The following is a 24352-nucleotide window of genomic DNA, read 5'->3' as shown; positions in this document are numbered from 1 at the left end:
TAACATGGTAGTTTACCGAATAGTTGGATTGTTACCGTCAATGGCGGGCAAAACCTGATTGAGTAGCATGATGAATGCTGCTGAGTCGGGTTTTTTTGTTTTCAGGGCTAAAGCATGCAAATCGCTAAAATACTTAACAACAATGTAGTTATTGTTCTCGATCAGCATGGTCAGGAACAAGTCATTATGGGACGTGGTCTTGGCTTTCAAAAACACCCAGGTGAATCGCTAGATAACACATTGATCGAAAAAGTGTTTGCTCTAAAAGACAATGAATTGGTTTCGCGGCTGAGTGAGTTGCTGAGCTGTATTCCATTAGAAGTAATGATTGCTTGTGACTGTATCATCACGCAGGCAACGGCAAAACTGGGTAAGTTGCAGGATAACCTCTACATTTCGCTGACTGACCACTGTTTCTATGCGATTGAGCGGCATAAACAAGGTTTGGATATAACGAATGGATTGCAGTGGGAGATTCGTCGGTTGTATCCCAAAGAGTTTGCCTTGGGTCGTGAAGCCTTGCAGATTATTAAACAACGCCTTGGGGTGCAATTGCGTGAGGATGAAGCTGGATTTATCGCGCTCCATCTGGTGAATGCTCAGTTGAAGGGTGAAATGCCTGAAGTAATGCAAGTGACGAAGGTAATGCAGGAGATACTGCATATCGTGAAGTACCAATTTAAGCTGGAATATGATGAGGACGGGCTGAGTTATCACCGTTTTGTTACCCATCTGAAATTTTTCTCACAGCGAATGTTGGGCCGTAATGGGGTCACCAGTGATGATGATTCCTTACACGATGCAGTGAAAGATAATTATGCCGAGGCTTACCGCTGTGCGGGTAAGATTCAGCAGCATATGAAATTGCAGTATCAACAAGATTTGAGCAAAGAAGAGCGGATGTTTTTGACTATCCATATTGAACGCGTTCGCCGGGAAAGTTTTAATCTGCCAGATTAAATGATTTAAAAGGGAAGGGTTCTAAGTAGTAAGAGAATTTAGCCAAACTGGATTGTTACTGCTTCGGCAGGCAAAACCTGAATGTACTTGTGTCGCTGGGTCGCGGTGCGGAGTGCGTTTAGGTTTTTTTTTGCCCGAATTTTTACCTGTATAAACAAGAGTGTTACCGAAGGAAAACACGATGCAATACACAACGGTCGCCAGCGAGATCCTCGCCGGAGTAGGGGGGCAGAGTAATATTAATAGCGTAGTACATTGCGCTACCCGTTTACGCTTTAAACTCAAGGATATGGCGCGGGCTGATGCCCAAGCGCTGAAAGATAATCCTGGCGTTATTATGGTAGTGGAAAGTGGTGGCCAGTTTCAGGTGGTTATCGGAAACCATGTTAGTGAGGTCTACCAGGCGTTAGTGAACCAAGCGGGGTTGGCTGATGCTGAAGAGCATGATAACAAGTCAGGTAATCAAAAAGAGAGTTTGTTCAGTCACTGTATCGATATCATTTCGGGTATTTTCACCCCCTTGCTCGGTGTATTGGCCGCCTCCGGTATTCTTAAAGGTTTTTTGGCACTGAGTGTTGTTTGCGGCTGGTTACAACCCGACAGCGGCAGCTATACAATTTTATTTGCTGCCAGTGACTCACTGTTTTATTTCTTCCCACTGGTATTGGGTTATACCGCAGGTAAGAAGTTTGGTGGCAGTCCATTTATTACCATGGCGATTGGTGGTGCATTAGTACACCCCTTGATGCTCGCTGCATTTAACGCAGCCGGGCAACCTGGGGCTTCTGAGGTCTATTTCCTTGGTATTCCGGTCACATTTATCAATTACAGCTCGTCGGTTATCCCTATCATATTAGCGGCTTGGGTTAGTAGTCGGTTAGAAAAAGGGTTTAACCGGGTGTTACACAGCAATATTAAGAACTTTTTCACGCCATTACTGTGTCTGGTAATAACCGTTCCAGCCACCTTTTTACTGATTGGCCCGCTGGCAACCTGGCTTAGCCATTTATTGGCGTCGGGGTTCCAAATTATCTATTCGGCTGCTCCTCCTGTTGCCGGTGGTGTATTGGCCGGGCTATGGCAGATTTGCGTTATCTTTGGGCTGCACTGGGGTTTGGTCCCTTTGATGATAAACAACCTGAGTGTACTGGGCTATGACGCCATGTTGCCGCTGTTGTTACCGGCAGTTATGGGGCAAGTGGGGGCCACGCTCGGTGTCTTTTTACGTACTCGCGATGCAAAAATGAAGGGGCTGGCTGGTTCGGCATTTACTGCGGGGATATTCGGTATTACTGAACCCGCTGTTTATGGGGTGACCTTACCGTCGAAAAAACCGTTTGTTTTTGGCTGCGTAGGCGGGGCGATAGGGGGTGTCATCGTCGGTTTCTGCCAGACCCATGTTTATTCATTCGGCCTTGCCAGTATCTTCTCTTTTGCCCAGATAATTCCCGCTACAGGTGTCGATGCCAGCGTATGGGGCGCCATTATTGGCACCCTGATTGCGTTGATCTTTGCTGCCATCAGCACCTTCTTTTTTGGCCTGCCAGCGCCTGTTGCCACCGCAGAAACAGAGGATTTGTCTCACACCTCATCCATCACCGATAACCACAGTGGTATGGGCGAAGTGATATTCAGCCCGATCAGTGGTGAATTGTTAGCGCTAGCGGATGTCAGTGACAGTATTTTCGCCAGTGGTTTATTGGGGGCGGGAATTGCGATTATTCCACAACAAGGGCGGGTCGTGTCACCGGTTAATGGCGTTGTAGCGTCACTGTTTAAAACCCACCATGCGATTGGCATTGAATCTGATTCTGGTGCTGAGGTCCTTATCCACGTTGGTATTGATACCGTCAAACTCGATGGCAAATATTTTACCGCTCATGTTAAAGCCGGTGACCGGGTCAGCGCAGGTGATTTACTGCTGGAGTTTGATTGTGCGGCGATTACCGGAGCAGGTTATGACCTGACGACGCCGATAATTATCAGCAACAGTGAAAATTATCAGGATGTCCTGTGTGCTAAAGGCACCTCTATTACTGAGCAAGCCCCGTTATTAACCGTAATTCGTTAATACTGATTTAGGAGAAAACCGATGAAACATGCATTTCCAGATAATTTCCTTTGGGGCGGTGCGATTGCCGCTAATCAGGTAGAAGGGGCTTATCTTGCTGAGGGGAAAGGGCTATCTACCTCTGATTTACAACCCCATGGTATTTTTGGCGATATCATTCCCAGGGTGAGTGGTGACAGTTATGTCAAAGATCTAGCTATCGATTTTTATCATCGCTACCCAGAGGATATCGCACTATTTGCTGAGATGGGGTTTAAATGTTTGCGGATATCCATTGCCTGGACACGTATTTTCCCACAGGGCGATGAGCAGCAGCCTAATGAGGCAGGTCTGGCATTCTATGACCGTGTATTTGATGAAATGGCGAAATATAACATTACGCCATTGGTGACATTATCCCACTATGAGATGCCTTATGGGCTGGTTAAGAATTATGGTGGCTGGGGTAATCGTAAAACAATTGGTTTCTTTGAACATTATGCCCGCACCGTGTTTCAGCGTTATCAGCATAAGGTTAAATTGTGGCTGACATTTAATGAGATCAATATGTCGCTGCATGCGCCATTCACCGGAGTAGGATTAGAGCAAGCAAGCAGTAAGAGTGCCGTGTATCAGGCTATCCATCACCAGTTGGTTGCCAGTGCCAAAGCGGTTGCTGCATTGCATGAAATTATCCCTGATGGCCGAATCGGAAATATGCTGTTGGGTGGGCTGATGTATCCACTAACTTGCAAGCCTGCCGATGTATTGGAAACATTACAGCAGAATCGTGAATGGCTATTCTTTGGCGATGTGCAGGTTCGCGGTTATTACCCCTCTTATATGGCTCGTTATTTTAAACAGCACGGCATTAGTGTTGAAATTACTGCTGAAGATAAACTGGCATTAAAACAGACTGTCGATTTTATCTCCTTCAGTTATTACATGAGCGGCTGCGTGACCGCCGATGAAGAGTTAAACCGTAAAGCCCGAGGTAATATTCTTAGCATGGTGCAGAACCCGCATCTGGCCAGCTCGGAATGGGGGTGGCAGATCGATCCTGACGGGCTGCGTATCTTGCTCAATGAATTATGGGATCGTTATCAAAAACCCCTGTTTATTGTTGAGAATGGGCTGGGAGCGAAAGATAAGCCGGATGTTAATGGCCATATTGAAGATGACTATCGCATTGAATATCTCAATGACCATCTGGTCCAGGTCGGTGAGGCTATCGAAGATGGCGTTGAGGTGATGGGATATACCAGTTGGGGGCCGATTGATTTGGTTAGCGCCTCAAAAGCTGAATTATCCAAACGTTATGGTTTTATTTATGTCGATCGCGATGACAGTGGTAATGGCACATTGGAACGCCGTCGTAAGAAGAGCTTCTATTGGTATCGCGATGTGATTCAGAGTAATGGCGAGGCATTGAAACGCTAATAGCGACGTTTGTATGTTGCAGTGATATAAGCAGCTCTCAACTGTTTTGCCTCACTGCAACACGACTTATTTTTGGGGAAGTACCGAGTATTTATTATTAGATGTGCGGGTTATTCTAAAAATGGAAAATAATGAAACCAACGGGATCTTTATAACGGGGTCTCTGGTGCTCCCGGAGCGACTGATCCAGGTGGCTATCGTTACCATAATAATACTTGGTTCTTTTACAGTGGATTCAATCAGCAGGTAACAAAACATCAGGATGACGCCAACCGTGGTTTAAGTGTGTTTTACAGCATGTCGTTGGCGGACCAACGGACCAATTACATGCATTACGCTACCTCCGCAGGCATCCGTTATCGCGGCTTATTTGATAGCCGCCCACAAGATTGGTTGGGATTCGGCGTATCAATGGTTAAACTGAGTGATTATTATAAAGATAATCAACGCTATCTGAATCAAATCAATAATGTTTCTGATTATAATAATCCACGTTACTCTCCAATAGCTGGGTATTCGGTTGCTGCCGAACTGTATTATCGTTTCCGTGTCACTTCATGGCTGGAATTACAACCTGATCTACAATATTGGCACTCACCAGCAGGGGTAAGCCAAACGCAAGATGTATGGGGAACCGAATTAAAAACAGTTATTACATTCTAAATTTCGCCTGTATTGCAGATAATACGGCTATGACGTGGTGCTTTAACTGGCACCACGTAAACTGTTACGCTATTCTCCATCGAGTATTATATTGTAGAGAATCAGCGTGATGTTGAATATGAAAAACAGATTCGATGGTAACAACATCTTAGGTGAAAGGAATATTCACGCAGTTTTTGAACTGAGCTTATTACTGAAAGCAATTTTAGCCGTGATGGAGATTATCAGCGGTATTTTAACCTATTTTGTGACGCCGCAGTTTTTGCTAAATATTCTGCATCGCATCACGCAAGTTGAATTTATTGAAGACCGTGGCGATGTGGTAGCCCATTATTTACTGCATGCGGCACAAAATCTCTCAATCAGCAGTCTGCATTTTGCCGCATTTTATCTGCTCATCCACGGCGTGGTTAAGTTGTGGGTCATTATTGGATTATGGCGCAAAAAACTGGGTTATTATCCGGCGGCAATAGTCATATTCAGCTTATTCATTATCTATCAACTCTATCGTTATACCTTCACTCACTCGGTGTTATTGATCGTAATAACTGCGCTGGATGTGGTGGTTATTGTGTTGACGTTGCTGGAGTATCGAAGATTACGCCAGCAGCATAAAACCCCTTAGCCAGATGAAGGCCATACTGAGCAATGCGAACCAAAAACCAAGGTTGTAATGCCCTGTGAGGTTACTCAGTTAGCAAAAATATGCGCTTGGCCAATAATTGTCAGGTCAACCATTAAACCGATACTTATACCTTCGCGGCTGATGGTTTTAACCTCTACCGTTTCATTACTTTCAACCAGATATAGGGTGAGTGTTGAGATAAAACCCGCAAAATCAATATTGATAACCTTAGCCAGACAATGAGTGGTGTAGTGATGATCTGCGGGCAAAGGGGTGATAGTAATCTGTTCTGGCCGTAACATAATCCGGCTCAATCCATGGCGTTGCTCATCATCAACCCTGACGCTGCCCAGTGCACAATCAGCCCATCCGGTATCAATATTGGCGGAAAGAATCAATGTTTCGCCAAGGAAAGTCGCTGTAGGTTCATCAATCGGTCGCAAATAGAGTTCTTGCGGCGGGCCAACATGCGCCAGTTTACCCGCCCGCATTACCGCGACTTGCGAGGCAAATGATAATGCTTCGGTTTGATCATGCGTCACTAAAATGGAGGCAATATTTGCCTGTGCCAACAGTTCAGCCACCGCTTTGCGCGTTGAGGCGCGTAAGGCGGTATCCAGAGCTGAAAAAGGTTCATCCAACAGCATCAGTACCGGCCGCTGTGCTAACGCTCTGGCGAGAGCGACCCGCTGCTGTTGCCCACCCGAAATCTCATGGGGCCAAAGTTGTGATAACCGCCGATCCAGTGCGACCATCTCCATCAGTTCATCAATTCGGCGGGCTTTGTCCTGCTTGGTCCCTGTTAGTCCATAACCAATATTGCCCGCGACGGTAAAGTGGGGGAACAGCGCACCATCTTGCGGTACAAAACCAATCCCTCTTTTGTGCGCTGGCACGTGGGTTGAATTGTCGAATACCGGATGACCTTGCAGAATAACTTTACCGTGATCGGGGGTTTCGAACCCGGCAATAATCCGCAACAACGTGGTTTTGCCTGAGCCGGATGGCCCAACAATTGCGGTGCGACTGCCGGCGGAAACCTGCAAGTCAATTCGGTCTAATACGGTAACAGACTGGAAAGACTTACCGATTTGCTGAAGTTCAAGCGTGCTCATAATCCTGCCGTACGTTGCGATTGAGAATAAAGAAGCCAGGTTAGCGGCAGAGATAGTGCCACCATCAGCAGTGCATAGGGTGATGCCGCGACATAATCAATTTCACTGGTCAACGCCCAAAAGCCAGTCGCCAGTGTTCGGGTGCCGTTCGGGGCCAGTAATAGTGTGGCGGTCAGCTCATTGGAGATAGCGAGGAACACCAGTGCCGCCCCGGCAGCGGCGCCAGGAGCAGCAAGGCGCATGGTGGTGCTCCATACGGCTTGAGTGGGTGTTTTGCCCAAGCTGCGGGCCACGTTTTCCAATTCGACCGGGGCGGTCGCAATCCCGGCCCGTAAACTGATTAAAGCGCGTGGGGTAAACATCAATAAATAAGCCAGCAAAATAGTGAATTCTGTTTGATACAGCGGGCGAGCAACACGGATAGTGATGGTCACCAGCGCCAGCGCGACCACGATACCGGGCAGCGAGCTGGTGACATAATTACAGCCTTCCATCACACGGTGCAAGCGCCCCGGATAGCGCACCGATAGCCATGCCATGGGGACGGCACACAATGTAATAATAACCGCACCGCTCAGTGCTAATGCCAGTGTTTGCTTCAAGGCTGGTAGCAGTTCAGGATTCAGCCACACATCAATTCCACCAATATAGAGCCAGCGGGCCAGCGTGATAAAGGGCACGCCCAGCGAGAGTGCAGTGAGTACCAATGGCAATAACAGACACAGTAGTGTGATGGTTGTACCCATTGAATATGCAGTTTGGCGCCTGGCGCTACCGGAGCCGACCCGAGCATAGCGGTTGTAGCCACGGCTGGTGGCTTCGATTAACAATAGCCCCAGGCAACATAACGCCAGAACCCCTGCCAACATATTGGCCGCCGGACCATTAAACGTGGATTGAAATTGGTCAAAAATAGCGGTGGTAAAAGTATCGAAACGGATCATGGCATACAAGCCATATTCCGCTAATAGATGCAGCGCAATCAGTATCGAACCGCCCCATACGGCTAATTTTAGTTGCGGCAGAACCACGCGAAAGAAGACCACTGTTGGGGGACTACCCAATGATGATGCTGCGTCTTCAAGGCCGGGATCAAGGCGGCGTAATACAGCGGATGCGGGCAGATAAATAAAGGGGAAATAGGCAATTACTGAGATAAACACGCCAGCGGCAAGGCCATGCATTGATGGCACCAGACTAATCCATGCATAACTTTGTACAAAAGCAGGTACGGCTAGCGGTGCAATAGCCAATAGTGACCAAATCCGCCTGCCGGGCAGGGCCGTACGCTCGGTCAGCCATGCCAGTGCAACGCCAATAATGGCACAAAGCGGTAAGGTAAAGAGCACCAGGAGCGCGGTGTTAATCAGTAGTTCGCCCACGCGGGGGCGAAAAACCAGGGCTTTGACTGTTGGCCAACCGGTATCAATAGCGATACCAATAACAAACCCTAATGGCAGCAGGGATAGCAGTGACAACAGAATCGCAATAGCCACAATCCCAAACCCCGGGCGATGGTTATACTGCCGTTGGGCTGCCTTATGCAGTGGAACCGATACAATATCGGTGCTTATATTAGCCATAATAGTCAAGGCGCTCGGCTTGTTAAATACCCGTCGCCATAGTGATGTGACGGGCTAAAAATGCATTCTATCAGTCGGTTGTCCTTATTACAGCAGACCGGCTTCAGTCATTAACTCAACCACTTTTTTACTGTTGAGTTTAGACGGCTCAACGTTCGGTGCTTGCAGGTCTTTCAGTGGCACCAATTTAGGGTTTGAAGCGGCATCGACACCAACGGCATACTCAAATGCGGTGTTGGTACGCAAGATATCCTGGCCTGATTTGCTGGTGATCCATTTGACGAATTCCTGCGCTTGTTTCTGGTGCTTACTGGAGGCCAGAACACCGCCGCCGGAGATACTCACAAATGCGCCAGGGTCTTGATGTTTGAAATAATGCAGTTTGGTTTTACCGCTGTTCTCACCTGTTTTGGCCTGATCGACGAAACGGTAATAGTGATAGATAACTCCGCCATCGATTTGGCCCGCATTCACCGCTTTCATCACGGTGCTATTACCTTTGTAAGCAGTGAAGTTGGTTTTCATGGCTTTTAGCCATTCCAACGTGGCTTTTTCGCCTTTCAATTCCAGCATGGCACTGACAATGGCCTGGAAGTCGGCACCCGATGGTGAGGCAGCCCAACGGCCTTTCCATTCAGGTTTTGCCAAATCCATAATGGATTTAGGTAATTCGGCTTCGCTGATTTTATCCGGGTTATAGACAAACACGGTGCTACGAGCCGCAATACCGGTCCAACGACCATGTTCAGGGCGATACTCTTTCGCAACCTGTGCTTGTGTGGCGGCATCCAGTGGTGCGAACAATTTGGCGTTATCGACCAGCACCATTGCCGGCGAGTTTTCAGTCAGGAAAACGTCGGCGGGAGATGAGTTGCCTTCCTGAACCAGTTGATTACCTAACTCGCTGTCGCCGCCATTACGCAGAGTCACTTTGATGCCGGTATCTTTGGTAAAACCGTCAACCCAGGATTTCACCAGATTTTCGTGTTGAGCATTATAAATCACGATACCTTCATCATTTGATGCGGCATTGACGGAGAACGCCAGCATCATTGAGGAAGCCAGTAGGGCGACAGGGCCGAAAGAGGGGAAACGTAACTTCATAAACTGAGATCCTTTTAAAAGCTCAAAGAAGAAAACGAGATTGTCAGGCAACCGCAAAACAGAGCAATTGTATAGAAAGAAATTAACAATGATAGTGAAAATCATTCGCGTTATTTGCTACCAAATGTTTCATTTTCAGTACTATTTTTTGTATGGGTAACTCGGTTCATAATAAAAAATCCCAGACAAATGCAAGCCGGGATTTTTTTACCTGCCAGTCAACTCATCAAGTCCACTTCCTGCCAGGCGGTTTCTTAGCCAGCATCATCTCAATAAAATCAGTGGACTGCTGCTTACGGTTCGGTAACTTACAGGTTTTGCGCAGTGTCTGTATAATTTCCGCCACTGGTAGTGTGGGCAGCCAACATCTATATGGATGAGGTGCATCCAGGCAAGAAAATCGCTGATTTGTCCGAACCTGATAAGAGAATTATTAGTGCGATTAGTACCTTAACTGCCGGTATCCTGGGTGGCTTAAGTACTGATAGCAGCACCGGCCTTCTCATCGGCGCGCAGGCTGGGAAGAACGCGGTGGAGAATAACTCGCTGAGTGGTGATGCGGCGCGTGAAACAGTTAAACAGGTGACGGCCAACCTGAAAGATCAGGTCAGGGATAAACTTGGTGAAGGGACATTGTCTGCTATTGTTAACAGCATTATCGGTGCGGCGGCAGATAGCGGTGATGCGTTATTAGGTGGAGCGGATTACGGTGCTGATGCGGCGATGGCGCTCACCTCATGCGCCATGGGAGACAGTTACTGCACTCAGGCATTGAACGATCTGGCGGGTAAAAATCATGCAGCGGCAGATACGCTGAAAGCCCTGATGAAGAGTGAAACCTGGTCAGCGGTTGCAGGACAGGTGAAAGAAGCGGCTCAAGGTAACCAGCTTGCTCTGGAAGCCACAGGTGGAATGCTGGCAGGTATTCTTCTACCAGGCAAGAAACTACCTGATGGTGTTGCTGGTAAGGCCGAGTCTATTGCTGCTGATATAGGCAAAACTGGTACTGTATTTGATTCTATAAAAGGGACCCAGCCTGTTTACCCTGGTTCTGTTATACCGAAATCTTTTGAAATGACACTACCTAACGGTCAAAAAGTGTGGGTACATGGCAATGCTACAGAACACATGGCAGAATATGCGGCATCTAAAGCCGTAACTAATACGCCAGAGGCGGTCAGACTTGCCAGCCAGACAGAACTCAGAAGTTTCCAAGCTGCGTTAGATACCGCGACAAAGAACGGTATGTCATATGGGCGTATAACAGTCGATGGTTGGCAACTGGAAATCAAACCTCCGCGTGCTGCTGGTGAGTTGCCAACAGTCATTCATGCTCGTTATCTAGGGGCAAATTAAATGGATATAGAAATTACAAGTCCGATCAATATCACATTGGACGTAATAGAACTTGATGAACATATTCCATCATTGAAGTTTAATCTGGCGATTCAAGTAGATAAATTTAGTTATAGTTTGAATGTCAGTTCCCAGGTATGGCTTGAATGCCAATGCTTTGATGAATTTATCGACAATATACGGAATGATGATATAGCCCATCTTAAAGATATGAATGGATGTTTTGAGTTGATTGTAAATCCAGTTTTAGGATGGCTTGAATGGTCATGTGCTAAAGAAGATCTGCATGGATATACCACAGTATCAAAAGGCAGAGAAAAGTTAACGGACGATGCGAAATCTGCAATATATGCAGCGTTTAATGATTATCCTAAATGGTGGTGACTGTTAGATCAGGTCTAAGCTACTACAACTAAAAGTAGCAACCCCAGCCTTGGCTGGGGGTTACTACTTCTAAGCCCTAAATCCCCACACTTCCCGCCGCCACAACCGAATAACACCGGGCGCGGCGGTCACCTCCAGTTGTTCCGCGTCAGTGATCCCAGAATCGGTGATCCAATCCCTGCCGATAATCACCTCGCCGTTCTCCCGCACCCAATCCGCCCCCAAATCTTGCCGGTCTTGGCTGGCTTCGCACAGCGCGTCCCAGGTGGCGTCGTCGGTGACGACAGTGATCCAGAGCTGGTGATGTTGGAGCGTCAGTTGCAGCGGTAAAACCGAGCTTGGCCAACGTCACGCTTTCGATCGTCAGTTCAGGGATCGGCTCAGGGGTAAAAGTGATGTTCATACATTCCCCTCCGTGGCGGGTGCGGTGCGGATAATCAACTGGCCGTGTTCGGGGGTAACAGTAACGTGCTGGCCGGTAGTAAATCCCAATGCTTCCAGCCACTTACCGCTCAGGATAAGTTTAGGCTGAGGGTGCTTTTTACCGCCACTAGGTGAATAATACACTGTATAATCATTGGCTTATGTTCTTTTTCTTCAGTTGCTGCCTGTTCTGACTTACAATCACGCTTAGCCATAGTACCTGTTGTATGATCAACTGACCCAGTTCTGTGATCACTTCGATCTTCTGCCTGGTGGTAAATCTGAGCGGCTCCAGTCATCTTTCCTTAATCGCCAGTTGTGGCCGTGGGTTCTGATTTATAAATGCATCGTACCTCCTTTATTGTTCGAGTTTTCCTGTTTGTTCGTGGCAGACAATGACTTAACATAGCTATCACTTTTTTGTATGGTTTATGGGTATTCGATGCGCTACTTGGCTATTATTGTTCCCTTACTTACGTTGCTCTCTGCCTGTAGTAGCAAACCGACACCTCCTGTTGCTGCCGAGCCATCGGCGGGCCTGATACAGAGCGGTTTCTTGCTTGAGCCGCAACATGTGGGGCATTTGCAAAACGGTGATTTTGCTTATAACGCCGACACAGCCCGATTTGTTGACAAAATGGTGCGTGAACACGGTTTTGAGCCTCAACAACTGCATGATGTATTAGCCCAAACTAAAAAACTGGATTTTGTTATCCGCTTGATGGATAAACAAGCGCCATCGGCAGGCCGTCCTTCCGGCCCTAATGGTGCGTGGAACCGCTATCGCAAACAGTTTATTACCCCGGATAATGTGCAAAACGGTGTTAACTTCTGGAACCAACATCAAGAGGCGTTGCAACGCGCCTATGAGGTTTACGGCGTGCCACCAGAGATTATCGTCGGAATCATTGGGGTTGAGACTCGCTGGGGCCGGGTGATGGGTAAAACGCGCATCATTGATGCCCTGGCAACACTCTCCTTTGCTTATCCACGCCGTGCTGAGTACTTTTCTGGCGAGCTGGAAACCTTCCTGTTGATGGCTCGTGCGGAGGGTAATGATCCGCTCAGCTTGCGGGGGTCTTATGCGGGCGCGATGGGGTACGGCCAATTTATGCCATCATCATTCAAAAGCTATGCTGTTGATTTTAATGGTAACGGCCACATCAATTTATGGGATCCGGAAGATGCCATCGGCAGTGTCGCTAACTACTTCAAATCCCATGGCTGGACCAAAGGTGCGATGGTCGCGGTGCCCGCTAATGGGCAAGCGCCGTACCTTGATAATGGCTTTAAGACGAAATACCCTATCTCGACGTTATCTGCCGCAGGGCTAAGCCCGTCTGGTTCGCTAGAGGGTTATCAAGAGGCCAGCTTACTGCGTCTGGATGTCGGCACCGGTTATCAGTATTGGTACGGGTTACCCAATTTCTACACGATTACCCGCTACAACCACAGCACCCATTACGCGATGGCGGTATGGCAGCTAGGTGAGGCAGTAGGCAGGGCACGTTCAATACAGTAAATGGTGAGTGAAAGGCGTTGCCGACGGTTAGCGTCGTTATGGCAAGTAGTAAAAGGGCCACATGTTACGATGTGGCCCTTTTCTATTAGTGGTTGGTGCTTCTTACAACAGGTGTGAAATATCATCTGGATTAACGGATGGCGGCGATTTACGCCAGCCGCGAGTCAGCCACAGCAAGTAGATAAAGCCTGCCAATAGCCACAATAAGCCGACTTCAAGCGCCCGTTGCTCAAGGTGAACCCACAGCCACACCGACATGACGAATCCCATCATGGGTAATAGCCCGTACTTAAACATAGCCGCAGTACCGCGGCGTTTCTCATTGATAATAAAATGCTTTATCACACTCAAATTAACAAAGGTGAAGGCACCGAGGGCACCAAAGCTTATCATCGATACCACTAAGTTCAGGTCAAGGAACAGGGCCAGCAGCGAGATGGTGGCAACGAATAAAATGGCCCGCCACGGTGTGTGGAATTTGCGATGCAGATGAAAGAACACTTTGCGTGGTAGTACGCCTTCACGCCCCATGGCATAGAAAATACGCGACACACTGGTCTGCGCGGTCATTGCGGAGGCATAAACGCCGGTCAAATAGGTGGCCATAAAGAAGTTATACATCCACTTACCACCGACATGCTCGGAGATAATCAGGCTGGCGGTATCCTGATGTGGAATCAACAATTTCCAATCGGGATAGGCCAAATGGGCAGCATAGGAAACGGCGATAAAAATAGCACCGGCGCTGATCACCGTAAAGAGAATGGCCCGTGGCAGAGTGCGTTTGGCGTCGTGCGCCTCTTCGGCCATGGTCGCGATGGCATCAAAACCGAGGAAGGCCAAACAGAGCACTGCCGCACCAGAGAGTAACCCGGATAGGTCACCGGCATTCACCAGCAGCGGCTTCATTAACGCTTCCGGGCTTAAATCGGCCTGACTGAAAGAGAGCGCAATAAATAATATGATAAAGACCATCTGTGCTGCGATCAGCGAGAAATTAACTGAGGTGAGTAAACGCACGCCCAGAATATTAAGCAGACTGACACTGATGATAGACGCAATAATAAATACCGGAGCGGGAATAGCCGGAAATGCCTCATGCAAGAAAATGCCTAAAACTAAATAATTAAGGATTGGCAGGAACAGATAATCCAAAATTTGCGCCCAACCCACCAGAAAACCGGTTTTCCCGCCAAAACTACGCTGAACATAGGAATAGGCGGAGCCAGACAGCGGCATGGCGCTGGTCATCCGGCAATAACTGAGGGCGGTAAACAGAATGGTGGCAACAGTCACCAGATAGGCAACGGGCAAATGCCCCTGACTTAATACGGTCACCTGTCCATAGGTAGTGAATACGCCTAAAGGCACCATATAGGCAAGCCCGAAAGCGACCAGCGCGGGGGTTTTAAGCACTCTGCGCAACTGAATATTTTGTGGCATTACCGTATCATCTCCTGGTGAGAAAAAGCACCGTTACGCTGCATTTTTATGCAGCTATAGAACATAAAGGAGCGGATTTTGACATAAGGGTCGCTGTAACGCCAATGACTTCCTTCTTAGCCTATGTTGTCGTGCTCAACTCTGCTCCTGACAGATTTGCCCCCCGCATCACCGACGTGAATCAATGATGCGGGGCATTCACTAGGCTTGATAAACCACATTACCGCCGATCAGCGTAGAGTCCACCTGTGTCTGGTAAATAGCGTTTGGCGACTGCTCAAACAGGTTATTTTTCAGAATGATAATATCGGCGAACTTCCCTGCTTCCAGTGAGCCGATATATTGCTCTTTGGCAATCATATAAGCGGCATCAATAGTGGCAGAACGTAATGTTTCAATCAGCGTCAGGTCACGATCATTATCCAGCCGTGGGCCAGCCGGATGACCGTCGAGATCCCATGCACGACGGGTCATACCCACTTGCAGGTTGTACCATTCATCTAGCCGGTCAATGGGCCAGTCACTGCCATACGCAATACGTGCGCCAGCATCAAGGAAGCGTGCTGCTGGCTCCATATGCAGGAAACGGGCCTCGCCCAACATCTCACGCTCTTCATCAATTAGTACCCCCGGTAAGCCGGCCCACTGGAAGGAAAGCACTGCTGTTGCTCCCAGTTTGGCAAAACGATCATATTGATGGGGGGCAACCAGCTCGTTATGTGCTAATCCTGGGCGGATATCTTTGCCCGGCAAGGCGGCGCGCATCTGTTCCACTGCATCCAGCACCATCTCGATGGCCCCATCACCCACGGTATGAGTGTGTGGATGAAGACCTGCGCGGGCGCACTCCAGAATCACGGCATTGACTACTGGCGCGCTAAAATAGAGGTCGCCATAGCGCTCGGTATCTTGCCAGTCAGGTTGTTGTGCTGAACCCTGGTTGGCACGATACGGCTCCAGTAATGCAGCGGTCATGGTTGGGGGTTGCAATACCCCGTCGATAAACAATTTCAGGTGATCGACGGCGAAACTCGGTGCGGGTGTCCATGCGTGGCTTCCCCATTGGTGGGCGAACTCTAGCACCTCTTGTACCACGCGAGCGGCGTCCTGTGGGCCTTGCAGGCTATCAGGGGTCACTTCTTTAGCACCCAGTACCCGTAAGGTTAATGCGTCACGTTCATGCAAGCGACGGAAAGCCAGTAACTGTTCGGCAAAAACACGAGTATCCATCACGGTAGTGACACCTTGCGCATTAAGTACTTGCTGCACATGGGCCGCAATTTGCACATTCTTTTCCGCTGTGGCGGAGGGGATACTGTCAAAGGCGCGCATGGCGGGCGCATCTTCCAAAATACCGGTCAATTTACCGTGGGTATCGCGGGCAATTTTGCCATCTGGCGGTACTGGGGTGTGTTCATCAATACCCAGCAATTCCAGCGCGCGGCTGTTGGCCGCCAGCGTGTGGCAGTCATTGGAGAACAATGCGATTGGACGGCAGGTATTGAGCGAATCCAAGGCCTTTCGGCTCATATCAGCGCCGACGGGTGTCATCGCCTGACGCTGCCAGGCGCGCACGGTCAGCCAGTCATTTTCACCGTTAAAAGGATCGCTATCGAGGTGTTGCTGGATAATATCCAGTGTCTGTTCAACACTTAGCGCAGCGTAATTGAGGTTACAACCAATCAGTTGTTTCCCGCCCCAAAACGGGTGCATATGGCTGTCAATCAGGCCGGGCATCATAAACTTACCCGTCAGATCGATAAGTTGAGTATGCGCGCTAGCGAATTGCTGTTTGATCTCCTCACCGCCCGTGGCCAGAATATAGCCCTGGCCGATGGCGATGGCACTGCAAACCGTATTATCAGCATCTGCCGTATAAATTGTGCCGTTGTAATAAATACTGTCGGCGACAGGAGTCTGTTTAGTCATGTTATGTACTTTATAATATGTCCCTTCTTCCTTGACGTTAGCTGCTCCCGGCATGTTTATCACCTGAATTGCTAACCTCTGTCAGCTCATCGGGATTGGTTGCTGTGCTGCCACGCCAATGACGTTGGGGATTTGAGGAATCAGATAATCATTATAGCCTGTCCTATCAGGGAAAACTCTCTGAGTTAAGTACCGGCCAAGGTGAGAATCTATTAATGGTTTTTCAATAACTCGCTTCTCATCATTGCGGCCAGATGGCGCAAGATTTCTGCTTCTGAAAAACCTAACTCGGTAAACTGGGTTAGACCATCCAGACCGCACACCAGCCCGATCAGCCGCCAGGCAACATCACTGGCATTGATATCTGAGCGAAATTCATCGCAGGTAATGCCGGTATGGATCACCGCCACGGTAGCCGCATGCCAGTCTGACATCGACGCCGCATAGGCTTCCTTAATAAGTTCATCGCGCTCGGCTAGCATTGAAATTTCATTCCACAACCGGGTTTCTCTTCGGCCGGCTTCATCTTGTGGATAGCCCAACACTTGCTGTATCCGTTCAACGGCAGGTAAGTTTTGACTGTTTAGCGCAAAAGCAGATAACGACTGTTTAACTAAGAGTAGAAAAGCATCTGCGCGTAGTCGTGAGACTGATGTGAAATGGTGATGAACTTGCCCAACAGCCACGCCGGCTTCGCTGGCAACACGACGTACAGTGGTTGCCGCCATCCCTTCACTTATCGCGACACGCATCGCAGCCTGCAAAAGGGTGTCGTGGCGTTCCTCACGGTTCAAATAGGCCAAAGAGACTCCTTATCTGACTTATTAGTGTTTCAGCCATTATGTGATGAATTGGACGCTAGTTCAACTTTCCGCTATTATTGACATATTGAACAGGTGTTCAACATTAATATATGCCTTATTTGAGCGTTTTGTATGTCTAAAAAGTGGATGATTTTCTACGTTATTATTCTGATGTATCTCCCAGTTTCTATTGATGCAACTGTATTACATGTGGCCGCCCCACGGCTGGGTATTGCACTGTCAGCCACGGGCAGTGAATTGCTGTGGATTATTGATATTTACTCACTGGTTATGGCCTGTTTGCTGCTGCCAATGGGGGCGCTGGGGGATCGCATCGGTTTCAAACGGTTGGCGTTGTTGGGGTCGGTACTGTTCGGGCTTGCTTCACTGGCGGCGGCTCTTGCACCATCGGTTGCCGCGCTCATTGCGGCACGCGCTTTCTTGGCGATAGGTGCGGCGATGATCCTGCCGGCAACCTTGTCGGCGGTGCGCCATATCTTTACCGATGAACGAGAAAGGGCATTGGCGCTGGGGATATGGGTTGCCATCGGAACGACGGGTGCCGCGATGGGGCCACTGGTTGGTGGATTATTGATGGAATATTTCTACTGGGGTTCAGTCTTCCTGATCAATATCCCTATTATTATTGCAGTGGTTATTGCCACGCTGCTGGTTATACCGAGCCAGCCAGTGCGGGTGGAACAGTCATGGAGATTGGCTCCGGCACTGGTATTGATTACTGCGATCCTATTGCTGGTCTATGCGGCGAAAACCGGGCTGCGCGGCGGGGGAGATATGAGGGTAACTTTCCTAACCGCGTGTATCGGGGGCGCGATGCTGTTTGCTTTTGTTCGTCACCAGTTATCAACGACAGCTCCAATGATCGATTTTCGCCTGATAAGCCAGCGGGTGATCGCTGTTGGTATGGCAATGGCCATGACGGCAATGATAACGCTGGTTGGTTTTGAATTGCTGCTGACACAGGAATTGCAGTTTGTGTTAGGTAAAAGCCCACTCGAAGCGGGTATATTTCTAATGCCATTGATGATTGCCAGTGGTGTTAGCGGGCCGATATCCGGTTGGCTGGTGGCTAAATTGGGGTTACGTACCGTCGCAAGCGCGGGTATTGCATTTAGCTCATTGAGTTTTCTCGGCCTGGCCTGGACCGATTTTGCCACGCAAGTTTATCTGGCATGGGGATGGATGATAGTGCTGGGGTTCAGTATTGAAGCCTCGTTATTAGCTTCTACTGCGGCGATTATGAGTGCGGCTCCCCCGGAAAAAGCCAGTGTGGCAGGGGCGGTTGAGGGTATGGCTTATGAGCTGGGGGCGGGATTCGGGGTGGCAATATTTGGTTTGATGTTATCGCGGGCCTATACCGCGTCTATTGAATTACCAGCAGATTTACCTGCTGATCTGGTTGAGCAGGCCAGTGCTTCTATCAGTGAAACTATTCAGGTGGTCAATAGCCTTGGTGGGAATGAGCATCTACTGACCAGCGCCAAACTTGCCTTTTCTGCCTCGCATAGTTTGGTATTAGGTACTGCCAGCGCACTGTTAATTCTGCTGGCGGTGGTGGTGTGGTTTACCCTGCCGGGGAAGAAAATACGGCAATTGGGCAAACAGAGTGCCACACCTCACTGATTAGCGGGTGGTTAACACTTCATTAATTAAACAGTCATTACTCTTACTTAACTGTGTGATATACCTATTTAGGGTTTGAAACATTAGGGTTTGAAATAGGTAAGGTCTGAGCAATGACTGAGCAAACGTCCTCCGTACAACTTGATCTCGATAGCGCGGCTCAGCCTCCCATAGTGTATATCAGGGGGGATTGGGTACTGGCGCATTATCGCTTTTTGGAACCCCAAGTGGCGCAGTTGCGCGCGAATATGCCCAGTGGCGTAGTATTTGACCTCAACCAACTCGGGGCGTTAGATACCGCCGGTGCAACGTTGCTAGCTCTACTTATGGGTGAGGATCGTGTGGCAAATTTACGCGAACTTGCGCCTAAATTGCCAGAAGAACGGCGAACCTTACTTGAAACGGTAAGCCATGTATTGCCTGACTTAGCGCCTGAGCCGTCAGAAAAACCCGCACGATTTTGGCTGGAGATGCTGGCTAACACCGGCCGTTCGGTAGATAACTTATGGCAAGATATTAAGTCACTATTGGGCTTTATTGGCCTGACGCTGGAAACCTTGCTGGGAACACTCTTTCGGCCCTCACGCTGGCGCATTACCTCATTAATTGCCAATATTCAACAGATTGGCCTCAATGCTGTACCGATCATTATGTTGCTCACCTTTTTGGTGGGGGCAGTTATCGCTTTTCTCGGTGCCACCGTACTCACTACCTTCGGCGCGGGCATTTTTACCGTCGATTTGGTGGTATTTTCTTTTTTACGTGAATTTGCGGTACTGCTTACCGCTATCCTGATGGCAGGGCGGACAGCCAGTGCTTTTACCGCTGAAATTGGCTTGATGAAAGCCAATGAAGAGATTGATGCTATCCAGACGCTGGGCTTGAATCCGGTCGAATTGCTGGTGCTACCGCGCGTCTTGGCACTATTGATTTCTCTGCCGATGCTGACCTTTATTGGTATGGTTTGTGGTATTTTTGGTGGCATGGTGGTGTGCGCCTTAACACTGGATATCTCTCCAACCATGTTTTTGTCGATTATGCAAAACAGTAATGGGTTGCAGCATTTTCTGGTGGGTATAAGCAAAGCCCCTATTTTTGCTTTCCTGATTGCTATTATTGGCTGTCTGGAGGGGTTCAAAGTGACGGGTAGCGCTGAATCTGTCGGGGTCCATACCACCACCAGTGTGGTGCATTCGATCTTTGTGGTGATTTTGCTTGATGCCGTGGCAGCGCTATTTTTCATGGAAATGGGGTGGTGAGCCAAATGACGCAAGATGCAATTATTCAAATTCGCTCTCTGGTTAACTGCTTTGGCGCACAGTGCGTGCATCAAGGGTTAAATCTTGATGTTAAGCGCGGCGAGGTTTTGGGCGTGGTTGGCGGCTCGGGTACCGGTAAATCGGTTCTGTTACGCAGTATTGTTGGGCTACGTCGTCCGACTGACGGGCAAATTCATGTTTTTGGTGAAGATTTAATGACACTGTCAGGTCAATCCCGCTCCATGGTCGAGCGCCGATTTGGCGTATTATTTCAACGAGGCGCACTGTTCAGCTCTCTAACCGTGACCGAAAACGTGGCGTTGCCATTAATAGAAAACGCCGGGTTACCCCGGGCTGAGGCTGAGCGTCTGGCTCAGGTTAAACTGGCACTGGCCGGGTTACCGCCGGGCACTGGCAGTAAGTATCCGGCATCACTGTCGGGTGGCATGGTCAAACGTGTTGCGTTAGCCCGTGCCTTGGCGCTGGACCCAGATATTCTGTTTCTTGATGAACCGACAGCGGGCCTTGATCCCATCGGTGCGGCGGCGTTCGACAGTTTGATCCGCACCCTGCGGGATGCCCTCAATCTGACGGTATTTTTGGTAACTCACGATCTGGATACGCTGTATACGTTGTGTGATCGTGTGGCGGTGCTTTCGCAGAAAAAAGTGCTGGTGGTTGATACTCTGGATAAAGTTGCGGCGACTGATGATGCCTGGATTCAGGCGTATTTTCATGGCCCACGAGGCCGGGCTGCTTATCAGGCAGCGGCAATTAACAGTGGAGAGAGGTGGTAATATGGAAACCCGTGCTCATCATGTTGTTATTGGTTTGTTCACTCTTATTGTGGTGAGTGCCGCGCTGCTGTTTTGCCTATGGCTGACAAATTCCGGTTCTGACCGCCAGTTCAGATTGTACGATATCGTTTTCAATGAACCGGTGAGTGGCCTGTCACAGGGCAGCACCGTTCAGTACAGCGGGATTCGAGTCGGTGAGGTGACACAATTGCGGTTGGACCGAGAGAATCCTAATAAGGTTTGGGCACGTATCCGCGTCTCTGCATCTACTCCGATACGCGAGGATACTCAAGCCCGCCTGACAGTTGCGGGTATTACCGGCACTTCAAATATTCAATTCAGCAGTGGCAGCCAGGACAGCCCGTTGTTGGAAGGCAAAGATGGCGATGTTCCTATCATTATTGCCACCCCTTCGCCGATGAGTCAGTTACTGGCTAACGGTGAGAATTTCATGACCAATGCTAATGAAGTGTTGGTGCGCTTGAACCAGTTGCTGGCACCGGATAACCAGCAGCGCCTGATAACGACACTGGATAATCTCGCGCTGGTCACTCAAACCGTGGCTGATCAACGTGGCGATCTTCGTACCCTGTTGCAGCAGTTGGCGCAGGCCAGTAAACAGGCTAATGAGACACTGGCCCAAACTAATCGCCTGCTGCGTAATGCTAACGGCTTAATGGATGGGCAGGGGAAACAACTGGTCAATGATGCCGCCAAGACCATAGCATCGTTGCAAAATACCAGTACCATCCTCAATAAATTGGTGAATGAAAATAAAACCTCACTCAATAACGGGATGCAAGGGATGAATGAGCTGGGGCCGGCTGTGGATGAGCTGCGCAGAACATTAGCGACATTACGTGCCGCCGTTTCTCGTTTGGAAGAAAACCCAGCGGCCTTGTTGCGCGGCCGTGAAAGAACACAGGAGTTTACGCCTTAATGCTCTCTCTTAATCTAATGCGCTATGCAGGCCGCCGTGTGTGGCTATTGATGATATCTGGCGGGGCGATACTGCTCTCTGCCTGTACCATTTTACCCTCGGCCCCCGTATCACAAGTTTATCTTCTGCCGGTGCCACCAGCAGTGAGTGCGCCGCGCGCGCAGACAGTAAACTGGTCATTACGGGTTTCACAACCGGCGACGAACCAGTTTCTTAATAGCTCACGCATAGCGGTGCAGCCTCAGGGCCAGGAGATTGCAGTTTATAAAAACTCTCGTTGGAGTGATTCAGCGCCGATTCTGGTGCGCAATCGTCTTATTCAGGCGTTCCGTAGTGATGGACGAATCCGCGCAGTCAGTAGCGATGATGACAGCCTACAGGCTGATGTGGAGTTGAGTGGTGATTTGTCTGCGTTCCAAGGGGTATATCATGTTGGTAGCAGCGAAGTGCTGATCCGCTTTGATGCCCGGCTGGTAAGAATTTCGGACCGTAGGATTATTGCGACCCGCCAGTTTGAAATTCGCCAACCGATAACAGGTAGCGAGATGAATGAGGTGATTCAGGCCTTTGGCCTGGCCAGTGACCAGTTAGCCACCCAAGTGCTCAACTGGACCATGCAGCAGTCTCCTCAGTAGCACGGGTTATCAAACTAGGACAGGTTGAAGCGAGAATATCGTGATAGCTTAGGTTTTATTTTAGGCGAGTTGGCAGTAGCTAACTCGCCTTTTTAATCGGCGGTTTATGGATTCAGAGAAAGAATCTCGCCCAAGGGGGAAAATATTCTCTTTATTGTTTTGTGACTAGTATCTCATTGGGTGTAGTACTTATGGTAAGTAAATTATTTAACTTGTTGTATTTCATGTATTTCATGTATTTTTAATTAAATTTATCTGTATTTGAATTTTTCATTAAAGAGAATAATATTCTCCAGCTATTAAAAACAACAGGAAAATATGAAAAGTATTTCTCCCATTAAAACCATAAGATAAAAATAAATAAAATCACTGATTAATTATTTCAAATGCAAAAAATTACGCATCAACAGTTGCTCGATTGGTTGAGAAAAGAAGTAAAACTTTCATTAGGTTGTACTGAACCTATTGCTATTGCGTATGCTGCTGCGGTGGCTGCCAAATATCTCAACGCACCGATATTAAAAATAACGGGGGAGATATCGGAGAATCTGTATAAAAATGCGATGGGGGTCACTATCCCGGGAACAACTTATTGCGGAGTGACTCTTGCGGCGGCGATAGGGGCTATTGGCGGTAACGCGGATGCCGATTTAGAAGTATTGAAAGACATTACTGCGGCACAAATTACCCAAGCTTATATGTTCAATGAATCAGGTAAAGTGTGTTTAAACGCAGTAGATGCTGCGGACTTTATTTTTATTGATATTACGTTATATAGCCTTGATGAACACTGCCGGGTTGTGATTCAAGGTGGCCATACCAATGTCACGCAAGTATATATTAATAATATAAAACAAATATTAGCCCGAGACTTAATCACCGACAATGAAAAGGGCGCACTACCCGAATTTTCACTTAACGACGCATTTAAATTTGTGACCGATGTTGGTGCTAAAGATATTATGTTTATGTTGAAAAGTGCTGAGATTAATACTGCGCTTTCTGATGAGGGGCAAAGGAAGAGCTATGGTTTGAACGTGAGTGGGGCGCTGTCGCAGGCCAGGAAAAACGGCTTTATCAGCACTGACTTACTGAGCCAAATGTTGATCAACACCACTGCGGCGTCAGATGCCCGTATGGGAGGCGCACCCTTACCCGCGATGTCAAATTATGGCTCAGGTAATCAAGGGATTACCGTGACAATGCCGGTAGTGACACTTGCCAGACATCTAAATACCGATGATGAAACCCTGGCCAGGGCATTAGCATTGGCTCATTTGGCTGCAATTTCAATTCATATGCGTTATACCCGATTGTCTGCATTGTGTGCGGCTTCAACGGCAGCAATGGGCGCAGCGGCAGGTATGAGTTGGTTATTGACCCAAGATTTTCAGACTATCTCCTATGCGGTCAGTAATATGATCAGTGATATCAGTGGGATTATTTGTGATGGTGCATCAAATAGTTGTGCGATGAAAGTGTCTACTGCCACCGCCTGCGCATTTAAGTCGGTGTTGATGGCGCAACAAAATAGCGTTGCAGGGGAGCGTGATGGCATTGTTTCTTGTAATGTTGAAGGTTCTATCAACAATTTATGTAAATTAGTGTTATCGCCGATGAGGCAAACAGATAAAGAAATTATCAGTATAATGACACGTAAATAAATATTACGGTTTA

General features: G+C 48.5%; 19 protein-coding genes and 3 pseudogenes. 14 read left to right on the top strand and 8 right to left on the bottom strand.

Annotated elements, in window-relative coordinates:
- Positions 1-114: 114 nt before the first annotated feature.
- The 5 genes and pseudogenes from licT (at position 115) to Q2T72_RS15350 (ending at position 5738) form a co-directional block, all read left to right on the top strand.
- Complete coding sequence (licT, locus tag Q2T72_RS15370) at positions 115-960, top strand: BglG family transcription antiterminator LicT (protein ID WP_083163501.1); 846 nt, start codon at positions 115-117, stop codon at positions 958-960.
- 181 nt (positions 961-1141) lie between these two features.
- On the top strand, positions 1142-3031 hold the full coding sequence (gene bglF / locus Q2T72_RS15365) for a PTS beta-glucoside transporter subunit IIABC (protein ID WP_372569418.1): 1890 nt from the start codon (positions 1142-1144) through the stop codon (positions 3029-3031).
- 21 nt (positions 3032-3052) lie between these two features.
- Entirely contained in the window at positions 3053-4450 is a 1398-nt protein-coding gene (locus Q2T72_RS15360) for a glycoside hydrolase family 1 protein (protein WP_372569417.1), read from the top strand.
- A 138-nt stretch (positions 4451-4588) separates the two neighbouring features.
- Positions 4589-5113: pseudogene (locus Q2T72_RS15355) on the top strand (carbohydrate porin); the annotation flags it as partial.
- 109 nt (positions 5114-5222) lie between these two features.
- A complete protein-coding gene (locus Q2T72_RS15350) occupies positions 5223-5738 on the top strand; it encodes a DUF2127 domain-containing protein (RefSeq protein ID WP_083163509.1) in 516 nt (171 codons plus the stop codon).
- A 65-nt stretch (positions 5739-5803) separates the two neighbouring features.
- Here Q2T72_RS15350 and Q2T72_RS15345 read toward each other — a convergent pair whose 3' ends face one another.
- From Q2T72_RS15345 to Q2T72_RS15335, 3 genes are all read right to left on the bottom strand, one after another.
- A complete protein-coding gene (locus Q2T72_RS15345; RefSeq protein WP_083163511.1) occupies positions 5804-6853 on the bottom strand; it encodes an ABC transporter ATP-binding protein in 1050 nt (349 codons plus the stop codon).
- Positions 6850-8436 (bottom strand): iron ABC transporter permease, encoded by a 1587-nt coding sequence (locus Q2T72_RS15340; RefSeq protein ID WP_083163514.1) that lies wholly within the window; start codon positions 8434-8436, stop codon positions 6850-6852. The genes Q2T72_RS15345 and Q2T72_RS15340 overlap by 4 nt, the downstream gene beginning before the upstream one ends.
- 87 nt (positions 8437-8523) lie before the next feature.
- On the bottom strand, positions 8524-9540 hold the full coding sequence (locus Q2T72_RS15335; RefSeq protein ID WP_083163516.1) for an iron ABC transporter substrate-binding protein: 1017 nt from the start codon (positions 9538-9540) through the stop codon (positions 8524-8526).
- Between the two features lie 447 nt (positions 9541-9987).
- Here Q2T72_RS15335 and Q2T72_RS15330 point away from each other — a divergent pair.
- Positions 9988-10896, top strand: a pseudogene (locus Q2T72_RS15330) (VENN motif pre-toxin domain-containing protein); the annotation flags it as partial.
- Positions 10897-11280, top strand: a complete 384-nt coding sequence (locus tag Q2T72_RS15325; protein WP_372569416.1) for a hypothetical protein — start codon at positions 10897-10899, stop codon at positions 11278-11280.
- A gap of 69 nt (positions 11281-11349) precedes the next feature.
- Here the strand turns inward: Q2T72_RS15325 and Q2T72_RS15320 are convergent.
- Both Q2T72_RS15320 and Q2T72_RS15315 read right to left on the bottom strand, forming a co-directional pair.
- A pseudogene (locus Q2T72_RS15320) lies at positions 11350-11683 on the bottom strand (hypothetical protein).
- Positions 11680-11847 carry a SymE family type I addiction module toxin gene (locus Q2T72_RS15315; RefSeq protein ID WP_372569415.1) on the bottom strand — a complete coding sequence of 56 codons (168 nt, stop codon included), beginning with the start codon at positions 11845-11847 and terminating at the stop codon, positions 11680-11682. The pseudogene Q2T72_RS15320 and the gene Q2T72_RS15315 overlap by 4 nt, the downstream one beginning before the upstream one ends.
- A gap of 298 nt (positions 11848-12145) precedes the next feature.
- On the opposite strand from Q2T72_RS15315, the gene mltB reads away from it, so the two are divergent.
- Positions 12146-13225, top strand: a complete 1080-nt coding sequence (gene mltB / locus Q2T72_RS15310; protein ID WP_372559546.1) for a lytic murein transglycosylase B — start codon at positions 12146-12148, stop codon at positions 13223-13225.
- A 102-nt stretch (positions 13226-13327) separates the two neighbouring features.
- On the opposite strand, the gene Q2T72_RS15305 is transcribed toward mltB, so the two are convergent.
- From Q2T72_RS15305 to Q2T72_RS15295, 3 genes are all read right to left on the bottom strand, one after another.
- Positions 13328-14668: an APC family permease gene (locus Q2T72_RS15305; protein ID WP_083163522.1), complete on the bottom strand. Its 1341-nt coding sequence runs from the start codon at positions 14666-14668 to the stop codon at positions 13328-13330.
- Between the two features lie 201 nt (positions 14669-14869).
- Complete coding sequence (locus tag Q2T72_RS15300) at positions 14870-16597, bottom strand: amidohydrolase (protein WP_372569902.1); 1728 nt, start codon at positions 16595-16597, stop codon at positions 14870-14872.
- Between the two features lie 212 nt (positions 16598-16809).
- Positions 16810-17400: a TetR family transcriptional regulator gene (locus Q2T72_RS15295; RefSeq protein ID WP_083158179.1), complete on the bottom strand. Its 591-nt coding sequence runs from the start codon at positions 17398-17400 to the stop codon at positions 16810-16812.
- 132 nt (positions 17401-17532) lie between these two features.
- Here Q2T72_RS15295 and Q2T72_RS15290 point away from each other — a divergent pair, with 132 nt between their 5' ends.
- The 6 genes from Q2T72_RS15290 to Q2T72_RS15265 all read left to right on the top strand — a co-directional run bounded on the left by Q2T72_RS15290 (position 17533) and on the right by Q2T72_RS15265 (position 24339).
- Positions 17533-19044: a SmvA family efflux MFS transporter gene (locus tag Q2T72_RS15290; RefSeq protein WP_372569414.1), complete on the top strand. Its 1512-nt coding sequence runs from the start codon at positions 17533-17535 to the stop codon at positions 19042-19044.
- 113 nt (positions 19045-19157) lie between these two features.
- Positions 19158-20303 (top strand): MlaE family ABC transporter permease, encoded by a 1146-nt coding sequence (locus Q2T72_RS15285; protein ID WP_372569413.1) that lies wholly within the window; start codon positions 19158-19160, stop codon positions 20301-20303.
- 5 nt (positions 20304-20308) lie between these two features.
- Positions 20309-21100 (top strand): ABC transporter ATP-binding protein, encoded by a 792-nt coding sequence (locus Q2T72_RS15280; protein WP_193784620.1) that lies wholly within the window; start codon positions 20309-20311, stop codon positions 21098-21100.
- Position 21101: 1 nt separating this feature from the next.
- Positions 21102-22040, top strand: a complete 939-nt coding sequence (locus Q2T72_RS15275) for an MlaD family protein (RefSeq protein WP_372569412.1) — start codon at positions 21102-21104, stop codon at positions 22038-22040.
- Entirely contained in the window at positions 22040-22675 is a 636-nt protein-coding gene (locus Q2T72_RS15270) for an ABC-type transport auxiliary lipoprotein family protein (protein WP_083158183.1), read from the top strand. Before Q2T72_RS15275 ends, Q2T72_RS15270 begins: the two co-directional genes overlap by 1 nt.
- Positions 22676-23061: 386 nt before the next feature.
- Positions 23062-24339 carry a serine dehydratase subunit alpha family protein gene (locus Q2T72_RS15265; protein WP_083158184.1) on the top strand — a complete coding sequence of 426 codons (1278 nt, stop codon included), beginning with the start codon at positions 23062-23064 and terminating at the stop codon, positions 24337-24339.
- Positions 24340-24352 lie beyond the last annotated feature (13 nt).

Source organism: Yersinia sp. 2466 StPb PI (genome assembly GCF_041538325.1).
GTDB classification, from domain to species: Bacteria; Pseudomonadota; Gammaproteobacteria; order Enterobacterales; family Enterobacteriaceae; genus Yersinia; species Yersinia enterocolitica_E.
Note: the sequence above shows the minus strand (reverse complement) of the source record. Positions and strands in the feature narration are given on the sequence as shown.

What these genes read in the sequence shown, in the direction of transcription:
- mltB (WP_372559546.1), top strand. Translation starts at nt 12,146, where the DNA reads ATGCGCTACTTGGCTATTATTGTTCCCTTACTTACGTTGCTCTCTGCC.
- Q2T72_RS15270 (WP_083158183.1), top strand. Translation starts at nt 22,040, where the DNA reads ATGCTCTCTCTTAATCTAATGCGCTATGCAGGCCGCCGTGTGTGGCTA.
- Q2T72_RS15285 (WP_372569413.1), top strand. Translation starts at nt 19,158, where the DNA reads ATGACTGAGCAAACGTCCTCCGTACAACTTGATCTCGATAGCGCGGCT.
- Q2T72_RS15335 (WP_083163516.1), bottom strand. Translation starts at nt 9,540, where the DNA reads ATGAAGTTACGTTTCCCCTCTTTCGGCCCTGTCGCCCTACTGGCTTCC.
- Q2T72_RS15290 (WP_372569414.1), top strand. Translation starts at nt 17,533, where the DNA reads ATGTCTAAAAAGTGGATGATTTTCTACGTTATTATTCTGATGTATCTC.
- Q2T72_RS15340 (WP_083163514.1), bottom strand. Translation starts at nt 8,436, where the DNA reads ATGGCTAATATAAGCACCGATATTGTATCGGTTCCACTGCATAAGGCA.
- Q2T72_RS15305 (WP_083163522.1), bottom strand. Translation starts at nt 14,668, where the DNA reads ATGCCACAAAATATTCAGTTGCGCAGAGTGCTTAAAACCCCCGCGCTG.
- Q2T72_RS15280 (WP_193784620.1), top strand. Translation starts at nt 20,309, where the DNA reads ATGACGCAAGATGCAATTATTCAAATTCGCTCTCTGGTTAACTGCTTT.
- Q2T72_RS15325 (WP_372569416.1), top strand. Translation starts at nt 10,897, where the DNA reads ATGGATATAGAAATTACAAGTCCGATCAATATCACATTGGACGTAATA.
- Q2T72_RS15275 (WP_372569412.1), top strand. Translation starts at nt 21,102, where the DNA reads ATGGAAACCCGTGCTCATCATGTTGTTATTGGTTTGTTCACTCTTATT.
- Q2T72_RS15300 (WP_372569902.1), bottom strand. Translation starts at nt 16,597, where the DNA reads ATGACTAAACAGACTCCTGTCGCCGACAGTATTTATTACAACGGCACA.
- licT (WP_083163501.1), top strand. Translation starts at nt 115, where the DNA reads ATGCAAATCGCTAAAATACTTAACAACAATGTAGTTATTGTTCTCGAT.
- bglF (WP_372569418.1), top strand. Translation starts at nt 1,142, where the DNA reads ATGCAATACACAACGGTCGCCAGCGAGATCCTCGCCGGAGTAGGGGGG.
- Q2T72_RS15265 (WP_083158184.1), top strand. Translation starts at nt 23,062, where the DNA reads ATGCAAAAAATTACGCATCAACAGTTGCTCGATTGGTTGAGAAAAGAA.
- Q2T72_RS15360 (WP_372569417.1), top strand. Translation starts at nt 3,053, where the DNA reads ATGAAACATGCATTTCCAGATAATTTCCTTTGGGGCGGTGCGATTGCC.
- Q2T72_RS15345 (WP_083163511.1), bottom strand. Translation starts at nt 6,853, where the DNA reads ATGAGCACGCTTGAACTTCAGCAAATCGGTAAGTCTTTCCAGTCTGTT.
- Q2T72_RS15350 (WP_083163509.1), top strand. Translation starts at nt 5,223, where the DNA reads ATGTTGAATATGAAAAACAGATTCGATGGTAACAACATCTTAGGTGAA.